This window comes from uncultured Abiotrophia sp. (assembly GCF_963520105.1).
Classification (GTDB): Bacteria; Bacillota; Bacilli; order Lactobacillales; family Aerococcaceae; genus Abiotrophia.
Genome location: NZ_CAUQPN010000001.1, coordinates 245,360 through 258,793, shown reverse-complemented (window position 1 = coordinate 258,793; position 13,434 = coordinate 245,360). Strand labels below are relative to the sequence as shown.

Here is a 13,434-nt window from a genome sequence, read left to right as displayed (position 1 = left end):
CTTGGCCTCCTCCTCTCAGACTAGACTTTCCTTCTTATTATAGCACACTCCTAGCCTTTCGCCTATCCATAAGTTTAGTCAGAAGATTTGTCTCCTCAGGCCTTTTGCGGTATGATGAATAGGCAGATAATTGATTGAAAGGAGGCCTGTCATGCTTCAACCACTCGCCTATCGCATGCGCCCACGTCAACTGGAAGATATTCTAGGTCAGGAACATCTCGTTGGCCCTGGTAAGATTATCCAACGCATGGTGCAAGCCAAGCGCCTGACTTCCATGATTCTCTACGGTCCGCCCGGTATCGGCAAAACTTCCATTGCCAGCGCTATTGCAGGTTCGACTCGTTATGCCTTCCGAACTCTGAATGCGGCCACCGATGGTAAGAAAGAACTGGAACAAGTAGTAGAAGAAGCCAAATTTTCTGGCACCCTTATCTTACTCTTGGATGAAATTCACCGCTTAAACACCACCAAACAGGATTTCCTACTACCACATCTGGAGAGCGGTCGGATTATTCTGATTGGGGCGACCACCGAGAACCCCTATATCGCCATCAATCCCGCTATTAGAAGCCGGGTGCAAATTTTTGAACTCAAGCCCCTCAGTCCTGAGCAGGTTTGCCTTGGTTTGACTCGGGCCTTAGCCGATCAAGAACGTGGGCTCGGTAAGTATCCTGTACAAGTACAGGATGGTGTTCTGGAACATTTTGCCCAAGTTTCGGGCGGTGATATTCGGACCAGCCTTAATGCCTTAGAGCTGGCAGTCCTCTCAACTCAACCGGACCAAAATGGGCAAATTATCATCGACATGGCAGTGGCCAGTGATTGCTTGCGACGTCGCCGACTTCAACAAGATAAGAATGGTGACGCCCACTACGACGTCATCTCCGCCCTACAAAAATCCATCCGCGGCAGTGATGTCGACGCTGCCCTTTATTACCTAGCCATATTACTGACTGCCGGCGAGCTGATGGTGGCCTGCCGTCGCCTGCTAGTGATTGCCTATGAGGATATTGGTCTAGGCCACCCAGCTGCCACGCAACGAACGGTCGCTGCCATTCAAGCTGCTGAAAAGCTAGGTCTTCCAGAAGCTAGTATTCCCTTAGGTTTTGCAGTTATCGACCTAGCTCTGAGTCCAAAATCCAACACCAGCTATCGCGCTATCAAGTCTGCCATGGCTGCAGTTGACCAAGGACAAGTCGCCCCAGTCCCAGACCATTTGCGAGACAGTCACTACCAAGGCGCAGACAAGTTGGGTCGAGGACTTGACTACCGCTATCCCCACGACTATCCTGGTCATATCGTAGCTCAAGAATATTTGCCTAAGGAATTAGCCCACAGCCAATTCTTCCAGCCAGACCCTAGCGGTAAGTATGAAGAAGCCTTGGCTCACTACTACCAAAAAGTTAAAGAAATCCTCAAAAAATAAGAGCGCTTACTTGCAAATTTAGCAAGTCGTGCTATAATAAAAGTATAGAAAATCTGTGGTGTACGTGACATATACACTGTGTTGACCGAACATTTTTCTTTAGATATAGGGAACCAACTCGGCTGACTTATGACAGGCCTTTTCACTTGGTAGTCAGCGGTTAGGCGTTAGGTGCCCACCTGCTTAGATTGCGGGTTCAAAACATCTATATGACCAAACGGCACTAACGGATTTGGGTAGGAACTAGGTTCCTGCCCTCTTTTTTATATAGAAAAAGAGCTTGGGGCTTGCCCAAACTCTTTCACTTATTTTTTTATGATACTTTCCGTCTCACTTGCCAGTGTGCAATAGCCAAACCCAAGAAGCTAGGTACAATCCAACCTAGACTCTGGCCACTCAGGGGCAAATAAGTAGCCAATGTGGAAGCTAATGCTTTCAATGGTAGTAGCCAAGCTAGCTCTGGCATGGCTTGAATTCCATCGATTAGCGCCACTATCCCTGTCAGTGCCATAGCCCATTGGTAGTAAAGGCTGTCGATTGCCCGACCTCGGCACAGTAAGGTGACCATAACTAGGACAATCGCCAGAGGATAGAGAAACATGAGCACCGGAACGGCCCAAGCAATAATCTGAGTCAAACCGGCATTAGCGATAAGGGTAGCCAAGAGGCTAACCGCTAGTAAGTAATGCTTGTAATCCAGACTAGGGAATAGGTCCACCATTGCCTCCGAAAAAGCCGTCAGGAGCCCTACGCCTGTCTTAAGGCAAGCTAGAATTACAATTAAGGCCAAGAGGATACTGCCTGCTGAACCGAGATAGTGATTAGCAATCTGAGCTAGTGCAATCCCACCATTAGCACTCAAGGAGAAGTGCCCCAAGGAAGTCGCCCCAGCATAGGCCAAGAGCCCATAAATTAGGCCCATTAAGAGGATACTAATGGCTCCGGATTTGACCATGCCGCTAGCCAGTTCGCCCGGCTCCTGAATCCCTAAACGATTCATAGCTTGAATCATGACAATCCCAAAAGCCAAGGCCGCTAGCACATCCAGGGTCTGATACCCCTCCAGAAAGCCTGTCGCCATTGCTTGTTGAGCATAGCGCCCCTGGGCCATCATTTGCCCAGCTTGCCCCATTGGATTGAGGATTGTCAGGGTCAAGAGTAGCCCTAAAACCAGTAAAAAGGCAGGGTTAAGAATTTTGCCAATATAATCTAGAATCTTGCCCGGATTCAAGGACAGAAAGCCCGCTACTAGGAAGAAGATGAGGGAATAAATTAGAAGACCATGTCCCTGGTGACTCGACTCGATAAAGGGGGCTACCCCAATAGTATAAGATGTACTTGCCAAGCGTGGCACCGCAAATAAAGGGCCAATTACCAGATAGAGCAAGACCGTAAAAATCACACTGAACTTTTTGCCGACACGACTGGCTAGTTCGGTTACACTCTTACTCTTAGACATCCCCATAGTGAGAATGGTCAGGAAAGGCAGACCAATGGCTGAAATCAAGAGCCCCACCACGGCTAGGCCTACCTGAGCACCACTTTCTTGTCCTAGGTGAACCGGGAAAATCAAGTTCCCAGCCCCAAATAACATACCGAAAAGCATGGACCCCAAATATAGGGCATCTTTAGACTGAAGCTTTTTGCTCATTTATCATACTCCATTTCAAGCAAAAGCAACATCCGAAAGGAATGTTGCTCTTACTTACTATTTTATTATTCTGCTTCAAAGTAAGCAGGATAATGCGTTTTGACAATCTGGTGGCAACGGTGGCAAAGGGTTGGTGCTTCCGCAATGGTACCCACTTCCGGACGAACTGCCCGGCAGCGTTCACAGACATGCCCTTGAGCGCGGCTAACAGAAACTGCATAATCGTCTAAGACTAAGGCGTGATCTGGTGCCGGCGTGGTCACTAAGTCTAGATGAGAGACAATGAGTAATTGATCTAAATCTTGACTCAAGACCTTCAAAGCCTTGGCTTGTTCTTCATTGACATAGAGGGTTACAGCTGCTTCAAAAGATTTCTTGATTGGATCTTGCTCAGCATTTTTCGCTTCCTCTAAGGCCTTTTGCACCCCTTGTTGGATGTGGAAGAAGAGTTTCCATTGATCCACAAGGGCTTGGTAAGCTGTTCCATCAACTGCTTGAGGGAATTCTGCTAACTGAACAAAACCTTCAACACCTGGTAACTCCTTCCAAGCTTCTTCCATGGTATGTAAGAGGACTGGAGTTAAGAGTGGCAAGAGGTCACGTAAGATGCCGTAGATAACAGTTTGCATTTGACGACGCGGCAAGCTATCTGGCGCTTCGATGTAGAGTACGTCCTTAGCAAAATCTAGGTAGAAGGCAGATAAGTCAACCGTCATGAAGTTGATGACCTTCTTATAGATGCTAGCAAATTCAAACTTATCGTAAGCATTTAAAAGATCGTTAACAAAAAGCTTGAACTTAGCCGTCATATATTGATCAACTGGACGTAAGTCTTCAAATGCCACACTATCCTTGCTTGGGTCGAAGTCTGACACATGGCTTAACATAAAGCGGATGGTATTCCGGATTTTACGGTAAGCCTCAGCAATTTGCTTGAGGATATCCTTAGACATCCGTACATCTGATTCTGAGTCAACACTGAGAACCCATAGGCGGATAATATCAGCCCCAAGTTCATTCATGACTTCTGCCGGCACAATAACGTTACCTAATGACTTACTCATCTTGTTCTTACCTTTACCGTCTAAGACGAAGCCTTGAGACAGCACCGCCTTATAGGGTGGCACGCCCTTAGCTGCAACCGAAGTGGTAAAGCTTGAGTTGAACCAACCACGGTATTGGTCAGACCCTTCCAAGTAGAGGTCTGCTGGGAAAGTCAGATAATCTCTGGCTTCTAAAACCCCTGCATAAGAGGTCCCAGAGTCGAACCATACGTCCATGATGTCAGTTTCCTTGGTGAATTTACCATTTGGACTAGCTGGATGCGTGAAGCCTTCAGGCAAGAGGTCCTTAGCCTCACGTTCGAACCAGACATTAGAACCATGTGTTTCAAATAAGGTTGCCACATGTTCAATGGTTTCATCTGTTAGGATCGCTTCCCCATTTTCAGCATAGAAGATAGGAAGTGGTACACCCCATGCCCGTTGACGGGAGATGACCCAGTCACCCCGGTCGCGAATCATGTTGTAGATACGTGGCTGACCTGATGGATGGTACCATTTAACTTGTGTTTCAACCGCATTAAGCAATTCTTCACGGAATTTATCAATAGAAGCAAACCATTGAGGTGTCGCGCGATAAATAACAGGTTTTTTAGTCCGCCAGTCATGCGGGTAGCTGTGGACAAATTCAGAGTAAGACAGCAGGGCACCCTTTTCCTTGAGTAATTCCACTACTAGTTTGTTCCCTTTGGCATAGAAGATACCTTCGAAGCCAGGAGCTTCATGAGTATAGTGACCTTGGTTATCCAGTGGGGACAGAATATCTAAACCATAGGCTTTACCAATATGGTAGTCGTCTTCCCCGTGACCAGGAGCGGTATGTACCAAACCAGTCCCTGCATCTAGGGTTACGTGATCTCCCACCATGAGTAGGGACTCCCGTTCATAGAAAGGATGCCAAGCAGTGAGGCGATCAAGATCTTGACCTTGATAGTGAGCCTCTACTTGGTAATCTTCCCAGTTGAGGGTTTTAGCCAGTGACTCGAGCAAGTCTTGGGCTACGATGAAATGACGGTCTCCCACTTTGACTTGAACATAGCTAGCCACAGGACTCACTGAAATCCCTAAGCTAGCTGGCAAGGTCCAAGGCGTGGTAGTCCAGATTACGAACTCAGCATTTTCAGGCACAATGCCTTTGCCGTCTTTGACCTTGAAGGCCACATAGATAGAAGGAGAGGTTACATCTGCATACTCCACTTCGGCTTCTGCTAAGGAGGATTCACTCGATGGTGACCAATAGATTGGCTTCAATCCCTTGTAGATGTAGCCTTTTGCTGCCATTTGGCCGAAAATGCGAATTTGTGCCGCTTCGTATTCAGGGGCTAGCGTCAAGTAAGGATTGTCCCACTCACCTGTCACACCTAAGCGTTTGAAGTCAGCTTTTTGACCTTCTACTTGGCGTAGGGCATATTCTTGACAGAGCTTGCGGAATTCGACCACAGACATGGACTTGCGGTCAACCCCTTCTTGCTTAGTCAGGGCAGATTCGATTGGCAGACCATGTGTGTCCCAACCCGGTACATAAGGCGACCGGAATCCAGACATAGACTTAGAGCGAATGATGATATCCTTACTAATCTTGTTGAGGGCGTGACCCATGTGGATTTCACCGTTAGCATAGGGAGGCCCATCGTGGAGAATATAGGTTGGCTTGTCAGCATTCTTAGCTTGGATTTGTTGATAGATATTCGCATCTTCCCACTCTTTTTGTAGGATAACTTCTTTTGTTGGCAAATTCGCCCGCATGGCGAAATCGGTTTGACCAAGGTTGAGGGTCTCTTTTAGTTTCATATTGACAATATTCCTTTCTTGACAGTATTAACTACAAAAAAAATATAAAAAGACGCCCCAGAACGGGACGTCGCAACGTGGTACCACCCAATTTTATTTGTAGTCATACAAATTCTCTTACATGATAACGCTCTTTAAGCGGCACCGGCTACTTAAAGTTCACCGGGCATTATAAGTAAGCTGATTATCAACTCTACAGGGAACTCTAGGCTTGCACCCTTCCTAGATCGCTGGGGATGTGTAGAAAAGATAGTGGTCTTACATCATTTCTGGTAATTCAATTTTGATGGTTTGGCCCAAGATACTTTCAACAGAAGCTTGGTCATCCTTGTCAGGTGCTGCCTTAGCTTCTACATCACCTTGAGTTTCATGGACGAATTCTTCAACGTCAGATGTAACCTGTGTCTCCACTTCTTGTTCTAAGGCAGCCACGCGCTCAGAACTACGTTCTTCAGCTTGACTATCTTCTGTCGCAGGTGTTGCAAAAGCAATTTCCTGTTCAAAAGTTTGAGACTTAATTAAATCCAATTGTTGAGTCAACATGCGTTGCATTTCGAATTGGAGGTTGCGTCCATTATGACGTAAGAGTTCTACTTCATTAGCCAAGTGGTTGACGGTATCATGTGCATTAGCAATGATGCGATCAGACTCACGTTCTGCCTCATAAATAATGAGTTCTGCTTCCTTGCGCGCATTTTGTTTGAGGCGTTCAGCCGCTTCGTTAGCAATCAAGATTGAGCTATTCAAGGATTCTTGTAATTTCTCGAAGTTCTTGATTTTCTCTTCAGCTTCCGCCAACTTACGTTTAAGGCCAGCCACTTGGTCTAAAGACCGTTCATAGTCAACAACCACTTCATCTAGAAATTCATTGACTTCTTCTTTCGCATAGCCTCTAAATTCGCGATTAAATTCTTTGGTTAAAATATCGTTTGGTGTAATTGGCATGTCACACACTCCTTTGCTCTTGCTTTCTTCCTTAGACGACTAGAACTTTAACCTTAAGACGAATATTGTCCTTGCGGGTTAGCCCTTCCTCGGCATCGATTTGAAAACGCCCAAACTTCCTAAGCGAGACAAAGTCGCCTGCCTCTAGCTCAAAATCTGGTCGATTAATTTCTAAATAATTGACCTTGACCAAGCCCCCTAAGACGGCTTCTTTTGCACGCTGTCTAGAAAAATTATAGACTTTACTCAGCATAGTGTCAAGCCTTAATGACGTGGTAATGACCGTCTGGTCTTCCCAGAGGACTTGTGGCGACAGAACCTGATCAGGCTCGATATATTCAAGCCTTACCCCGACATTTCCCATTTTAGTCACATTTTGACAAACATAAGGCGCAATCTTGGCATCCACTAGTACCTGCCAGTCCTGTCCATCGGTAATGATGTCCCCGATTCGGTTGCGTTCTAAGCCAGCCCCCAGGAGGGAACCTAGGATAGAACCATGTCGAATATTAGCAAATTTCTGCGGAAAGTGAATCTTCAAGGCTTGAATCTGGAAGTCGCTAGTTTCTAAATCATAATACTGAGGATAAAAAACCAGTCTTTGACGTTCAGCGCCTGGCAAACCGCCTTGGCAGGCTAATTGAACTTCATCTTGTCCATTAGCCAGTTGCTGGGCAATCAGGGCTTCGCGCGGAGTCACAAAGTAACTAGTTACCGGACAATAGCGACTAGCCGCATAGGCCATCTGTTCTAGTACATAGTCAATAAAGGCCTGCTCCTCTTTACGATAATGTTGATATATACCCTCTTTCATGGGACTACACTCCAACTAACAATCGCATAAGGAAATTTTGAACCAGGTAGAGAACCATCAGCGCCGCCATAACTGAAAAACTCAAGCCCCCTACAGGCGGGATAAAGCGATCAAAAAGCTCAACATAAGGCTCGACTAGGCTACCTACCCAACGTCCTAAGTCACTGTAACGGGCATCAGGAAACCAAGACATGATGGCCCAAATAATAATGAGGGTCTCGTAAGTAGTAAAGGCCCAAGAAATAAATTGTATCAGCATAATAGCTCTACCTCTTCGCTCATTTTTTCTTCCATAACAGTTATGGGCACGCTGGCTAGCTGCTAGAAGCGTAGCCTTACGTGCCCATGATGCTTGCGACTAGTTACTTAGCTTAGCCACGGTGGCGTTTGCGGAAGAACGGTGGTGTATCAAGTTCGTTATCTTCCGTTGTATCAACTTGACGGTTACGGCTAACGTCACTTGAACGTTGGAAAGTCCGCTGTGGCATCTCATGAGCAGATTCACGAGTGTTTTGTTCACGACGGATATCCCAGTCACTGAATAAGTCACGTTCGCTCTCGCGACCGCGTGGTACCAATTCGATGTCGTTACTTGCAGACACCGCTGGTTGGCTTGATTCAGGCGCATTGCTTGCAGGCGCTGCATTATAATTGTTGCGCGCTGGGCGTTGAGCCATCTTGCTAGGTGCATTCTTCTCAGTATCAATCCCAGTTGCGATAACAGTAACTACTACCTCATCGCCAAGATTTTCATTGATAGATGTACCGAAGATGATGTTAACATCGCTAGTTGAAGCGTTGGCCACGATTTCGCTAGCATCTTGAGCTTCAAAGAGGGTTAAGTCAGAACCACCGGTAATGTTCAAGAGGATTTGTTCTGCCCCATCGATTGAAACTTCCAAGAGTGGAGAAGAAATAGCCTTCTTAGTTGCCTCAGCTGTACGGTTTTCACCAGAAGCAACCCCAATCCCCATGAGAGCAGTCCCTTGATCTTTCATGACTGTCTTCACGTCAGCGAAGTCCAAGTTTACGTAACCTGGCGCAGTAATCAAGTCAGAAATCCCTTGTACCCCTTGACGTAAAACGTTGTCAGCTTCAGAAAAAGCTTCTAACATCGGCGTCTTACGGTCAACGATTTCTAAGAGACGGTTGTTAGAGATGGTCACCAAGGTATCCACGTTTTCCTTCAAGTTCTTAAGACCTTCAGCGGCGTAACGGCCACGTTTAGGCCCTTCAAAGGTGAATGGACGCGTCACAACACCCACTGTTAAGGCGCCTAATTCTTTGGCAATGCGAGCTACGATTGGAGCAGCACCCGTACCGGTCCCCCCACCCATACCAGCTGTTACGAAGACTAAGTCTGCGCCTTCAAGTACTGTACGGATTTGTTCTTCACTTTCTTCAGCAGCCTTAAGACCGACTTCAGGGACTGAACCTGCCCCCAAGCCCTTGGTTACCTTAGGGCCTAATTGAATCTTAGTTTCTGCTTGTGAGCCTTTGAGAGCTTGAGTATCTGTATTTGCTACGATGAACTCTACCCCTTGGACGCCTTCTGCGATCATACGGTTAACGGCATTACCGCCGGCCCCGCCGACCCCGATGACTTTGATAACGGCGCCGTCACGGCCGTTAATTGAATCAAATGCTAATTCCATAAATCGTTCCTCCTGAATCTTAATCGAAAAATGTTCTGAAAAATGCTTGAATTTTACTGATAATCCCATTACCTACCACAGGGACTTGGTTATCATAATTAACCCCAGCCTCTGGATCTGGAACATAGTTTGGCTCTTCTGCAGCATAGCCTCCCAGATTGGAGTATGCATCGTAGTCTGACACAGGTTCTGCTACCGGTCGTTGACGCTCTGGTCTTGCCGGACGCCGAGGTGCTTGTTGACGCGGTGGCATCATTGGCTGATTCGTTACATCCTGTGATACAGGCTCTTGATAAGATCGTTCATATCCACGATCCTGACGTGGTGCACTTGCTGCTTGATAAGTTCCTTGCGCAATGCGATGAACAACATCTAAGCCTGCAGCATATTCTACCATGCCAATAGCTGTCGTAAAGACTGGGTTCCGCATACCCATTTGCTCTGGGATATAGAGGCGAACCTTAGGACCAAAATACTCTTGGGCTAATTCTAAGACACCTGGCAAGGAAGCCGCTCCACCAGTCAAAACAAAACCGCCTGGTAAGTCGAGGGCATCGACCCCTTCCAAGTCATCTCGAACTGTCTCAAAGATTTGCGCTAAACGAGCTTCAATAATTTCCGATAAATAGCGTTCATCTACGCGAACAGGTTCCTTACGTCCAACTGTCTCCACTGGGAAGTATTCTTCTTCAGAAGTCTGACGAGAGACCGCATAACCAAACTCACGTTTAATCCGTTCTGCATTCTCTAAGGAAGTATTAAGGATTAAGGAAATATCCTTGGTGACGAAGTCGCCACCTTCTTGGTCAACGAAGGAATACTTCAATTGGTTGTCATAAATAATTGAGGCACTGGTTTGTCCCCCACCCATATCTACAATGATGGTCCCAAATTCACGTTCATCAGGAGTTAGGGCTACTTCTGCAATAGCTTGAGGTTGTACCACCAATTCCGTAATGTTGAGTCCAGCCTTCTCCACACAACGACGAATATTGTGGATGATGGTCTTAGGACCTGTAATCAGGCGCGCATAGAGTTCTAGCCGGACCCCAATCATACCTTGAGGATCGCGGATACCGGTAAAACCGTCCACAATAAATTCTTCTGGAATGATGGAAATAATTTCCCGTTCAGGTGGAACAGACCGCACCTTAGCAGCCATAATGACATTATTAACATCTTTTTCGGTAATCTCACGGGTATCACTGGAAACAGCAATCATACCGTGACAGTTATCAATCATCAGCTTGTTACTTGGTACGCCGACAATGACATCATTTATTTTAACTTGTGCTTTTTGCTCTGCTTGCGCAATGGCCTGTTGAATGGAATAGACCGTCTCATCGATATCAACGATTACGCCACGGCTTAAGCCACGTGACTTCGCGTTACCTACGCCAATAATATTGACTTGGCCATTCATGTGCTCAGCTACAACCACTTTAATTGAGGTAGTCCCAATATCTAAACTAACAAAAATTTCTGGGGTTCTCACAAGCGTTAGCCCTCCTTTGTCCTCTCACAGGGAAGCTTGATCTCCCTGGATGAGATATAATCTCTCCCTATAATTCTATCACATACTGGCCTTGATATGAAGCGAAATAATGCCTGTCACAAAGAATTAATATAGATTTTTTCCTTATTTGTCTCTGTTAGTTCTTATTCACATAGTAAAGCCTTCCCAAACTAGCTCTCGGGACACTATGAAGACGGGCATATAGTAAAAGCGAGGACTTAGTCCTCGCTTTTGTTTATCTATTAAGGTTGTTGTCCAGACTGGACTCTTACTGGCCGTTGTTGGCCTGTAAATGGCGTAAAGTAGGCACCCACTTCCAGATTAAGTGTTCCCTTCTTATCACCTAATTCTTTAAGCATTTGATTGTAGAAGGTCATCTTATGATTGAAGGTTGGTAGTACTGCCTTGACCAGGTTGCCGTCCCGCATCTTAGCTTCAAAGGCACTATTCTTGCTGGCCTCTTGACCTAGCTTGAGACTTTCAATTTGACTGAGAATATCGGGCGGAGTTTGTTTCAACATTGTTGTCAACTCTGTTACTCGACCTGATGGGGCATGAACCAAGAGTTCTGGCAATTGGTCTAGGTTGACAGCTTCTTTAGCTGCCACACTGGCACTAAAATCACCCCAAGTTCCATTATCTAAGACTGCAATCCATTGGTTTCCTGATTTAATCTTGGCTACAATGGCATGTTCTTCTATCTCTAATTGGAGACTCTGCATATTAGGACGACGTAAGGTCACCTTGCTGACAAGTGGATTCTCCTTCATAATGGCTTGTTCAATCGACTTGCGCTTAGCCATGATGTCTTTAACACGGTCAAAATCGCGAATGCCTGAGGCGGACACAATGGCTTCTCCATCCACTCGCTGATTACCCACAATCTGAACAGCATTGACATAGTGTGTCGGCAAGAGTTGATAACCCACTACTGCCAGACTTAAAACTAAGACAACAAAGACGGAAAAGAGCTTCATCTTGCCCTTGGGCCAACTTGCTTGTCCAGAATCCTTACTTGATTTTTCTTGATCAGGGAGGGAAGTGTGATGAGGTGTTTGGCGATAGTTACCCGCTCGTGACTTGGTTACGACGCGTGTCTCATAGTCCTCTTCATAATCGGTCCAGGCTGGACTTGGTTGATCAGCGTGGGACCTAATCCGATGATTGCCTTGGCGTCTGCCTGAAAAGCCAGGCTGATTAGGAACTCCTTGCGCTTCTTCATAGTCATAGGGCGCTTCCTGATAAGTACGAGGACGCTGACGATCCTGATTAGGTCGCATAACAGGTTGTCCATTCGCATCTAAGCGGTGATTGCCTTGACTTCTTTGCCGACTAGGTTGGCGGCGTTGGTTGAGCGTTTGACGGTTCTCTTGGTAATCTTCTTGATAGCGACTACGCTGATCCAGACGATAATTAGCCATTACTTCCCTCCTTTCTCTAGATTCTATTTTTCTTACTTGCAGATTTCTTCTAAAACTTTGACCAAGCGATCAGAGGCGTCACGAATCCCTAATTCATAGGCTGATTGCGCCATTTTTTCTAGGTTTTTTGGGTCAGCCATCAGTTCCTGGATGGTCTCCACTAGGCTAGTCGCAGTCAAATCTGCTTGTTTAATCATGCGAGCGGCGCCATGGTCCACAAGGGCCATAGCATTATGCTCCTGGTGATTGTTGGTAACATAAGGACTCGGCACCAGAATACTTGGCAAGCCTAATGCCGTTAATTCCGTTAAGCTAGTTGCCCCACTTCTACCGACCACTAGCTTAATTTGGCGCAAGAGACTTGGCATATTGTCGATATAAGGCACTAGACGGACGTTAGCTGGCAGCTCTTGCTTGAGGCTTTGGCGTAGTTCATCATAATGCACTCGACCTGTTGCCACAATAACTTGGTAGTCTTGTCCAGCAAAGGATGGAATAGCTTCAATGGCCGCCTGGTTAATGGCTGGCGCACCACGACTACCTCCAAACACCAAGACGGTTGGCACTTGATCATCCAACTGGAATTGCTCAGAAAGGATGGTGTCCATTTTAGGTGTAGCCACTACTTCTTGGCCACGCGGATTCCCAGTTAAAATAATCTTGCTTTCTTGCCCCTTAAAGTCACTTTTCACTTCTTCAAAGCAAGTCGCAATCCGATTGACGAAACGGCTAAGGAATTTATTGGTAACACCTGCTACACTATTTTGTTCGTGAATTAAGCTTGGAATGCCTAGACGGCTAGCTGCATACAGGACTGGTGCACAGACATAACCTCCTGTCCCAATCACCACATCTGGCTTAAAGTCTCGTAAGATTTTTTTGGCCTTGTGGACACTGGTTAACATGAGCCAAGCTGTCTTAAGATTTTCCAGAGATAAAGATCGTTTTAAACCCTGAATCTCAACTGATTGAAAGGCGAGACCTTCTTTAGCGACGATATCTGCCTCCAAGCCCTTTTGACTACCTACATAGAGGCACTCTACTTCTGGATATTTAGCTTTAATGACTTGATAGAGGGCGAGAGCTGGGTAAATATGACCACCCGTTCCGCCACCTGAAAGTACAATACGTTTAATTTCAGCCATGCATGACTA

At 46.2% G+C, this 13,434-nt stretch carries 10 protein-coding genes and 1 other RNA gene; 2 read left to right on the top strand and 9 right to left on the bottom strand.

Annotated features, from left to right (window positions below):
* Positions 1-151: 151 nt before the first annotated feature.
* Together RWO08_RS01190 and ssrS are read left to right on the top strand one after the other, a co-directional pair.
* A complete protein-coding gene (locus tag RWO08_RS01190; RefSeq protein WP_314211060.1) occupies positions 152-1,426 on the top strand; it encodes a replication-associated recombination protein A in 1,275 nt (424 codons plus the stop codon).
* 47 nt (positions 1,427-1,473) lie between these two features.
* Positions 1,474-1,663, top strand: a non-coding RNA gene (gene ssrS / locus RWO08_RS01185) — 6S RNA.
* 76 nt (positions 1,664-1,739) lie between these two features.
* On the opposite strand, the gene brnQ is transcribed toward ssrS, so the two are convergent.
* The 9 genes from brnQ to murG all read right to left on the bottom strand — a co-directional run bounded on the left by brnQ (position 1,740) and on the right by murG (position 13,425).
* Positions 1,740-3,077, bottom strand: a complete 1,338-nt coding sequence (gene brnQ, locus RWO08_RS01180; protein ID WP_314211059.1) for a branched-chain amino acid transport system II carrier protein — start codon at positions 3,075-3,077, stop codon at positions 1,740-1,742.
* 65 nt (positions 3,078-3,142) lie between these two features.
* On the bottom strand, positions 3,143-5,929 hold the full coding sequence (ileS, locus tag RWO08_RS01175) for an isoleucine--tRNA ligase (protein WP_314179986.1): 2,787 nt from the start codon (positions 5,927-5,929) through the stop codon (positions 3,143-3,145).
* Between the two features lie 258 nt (positions 5,930-6,187).
* Positions 6,188-6,874: a DivIVA domain-containing protein gene (locus RWO08_RS01170; RefSeq protein ID WP_314211058.1), complete on the bottom strand. Its 687-nt coding sequence runs from the start codon at positions 6,872-6,874 to the stop codon at positions 6,188-6,190.
* 31 nt (positions 6,875-6,905) lie between these two features.
* The gene (locus RWO08_RS01165) at positions 6,906-7,688 is read right to left on the bottom strand and encodes an RNA-binding protein (protein ID WP_070755336.1); all 783 of its coding nucleotides are present in this window, start codon (positions 7,686-7,688) and stop codon (positions 6,906-6,908) included.
* A 4-nt stretch (positions 7,689-7,692) separates the two neighbouring features.
* A complete protein-coding gene (locus RWO08_RS01160; protein WP_070755335.1) occupies positions 7,693-7,947 on the bottom strand; it encodes a YggT family protein in 255 nt (84 codons plus the stop codon).
* 112 nt (positions 7,948-8,059) lie between these two features.
* The gene (gene ftsZ / locus RWO08_RS01155; RefSeq protein ID WP_070755334.1) at positions 8,060-9,343 is read right to left on the bottom strand and encodes a cell division protein FtsZ; all 1,284 of its coding nucleotides are present in this window, start codon (positions 9,341-9,343) and stop codon (positions 8,060-8,062) included.
* Between the two features lie 19 nt (positions 9,344-9,362).
* A complete protein-coding gene (gene ftsA / locus RWO08_RS01150; RefSeq protein WP_291428915.1) occupies positions 9,363-10,838 on the bottom strand; it encodes a cell division protein FtsA in 1,476 nt (491 codons plus the stop codon).
* A 263-nt stretch (positions 10,839-11,101) separates the two neighbouring features.
* Positions 11,102-12,280 carry an FtsQ-type POTRA domain-containing protein gene (locus RWO08_RS01145; protein WP_314211057.1) on the bottom strand — a complete coding sequence of 393 codons (1,179 nt, stop codon included), beginning with the start codon at positions 12,278-12,280 and terminating at the stop codon, positions 11,102-11,104.
* 32 nt (positions 12,281-12,312) lie between these two features.
* The gene (gene murG / locus RWO08_RS01140; protein WP_070755331.1) at positions 12,313-13,425 is read right to left on the bottom strand and encodes an undecaprenyldiphospho-muramoylpentapeptide beta-N-acetylglucosaminyltransferase; all 1,113 of its coding nucleotides are present in this window, start codon (positions 13,423-13,425) and stop codon (positions 12,313-12,315) included.
* Positions 13,426-13,434: the final 9 nt, after the last annotated feature.

What these genes read in the sequence shown, in the direction of transcription:
- RWO08_RS01190 (WP_314211060.1), top strand. Translation starts at nt 152, where the DNA reads ATGCTTCAACCACTCGCCTATCGCATGCGCCCACGTCAACTGGAAGAT.
- brnQ (WP_314211059.1), bottom strand. Translation starts at nt 3,077, where the DNA reads ATGAGCAAAAAGCTTCAGTCTAAAGATGCCCTATATTTGGGGTCCATG.
- ileS (WP_314179986.1), bottom strand. Translation starts at nt 5,929, where the DNA reads ATGAAACTAAAAGAGACCCTCAACCTTGGTCAAACCGATTTCGCCATG.
- RWO08_RS01170 (WP_314211058.1), bottom strand. Translation starts at nt 6,874, where the DNA reads ATGCCAATTACACCAAACGATATTTTAACCAAAGAATTTAATCGCGAA.
- RWO08_RS01165 (WP_070755336.1), bottom strand. Translation starts at nt 7,688, where the DNA reads ATGAAAGAGGGTATATATCAACATTATCGTAAAGAGGAGCAGGCCTTT.
- RWO08_RS01160 (WP_070755335.1), bottom strand. Translation starts at nt 7,947, where the DNA reads ATGCTGATACAATTTATTTCTTGGGCCTTTACTACTTACGAGACCCTC.
- ftsZ (WP_070755334.1), bottom strand. Translation starts at nt 9,343, where the DNA reads ATGGAATTAGCATTTGATTCAATTAACGGCCGTGACGGCGCCGTTATC.
- RWO08_RS01145 (WP_314211057.1), bottom strand. Translation starts at nt 12,280, where the DNA reads ATGGCTAATTATCGTCTGGATCAGCGTAGTCGCTATCAAGAAGATTAC.
- murG (WP_070755331.1), bottom strand. Translation starts at nt 13,425, where the DNA reads ATGGCTGAAATTAAACGTATTGTACTTTCAGGTGGCGGAACGGGTGGT.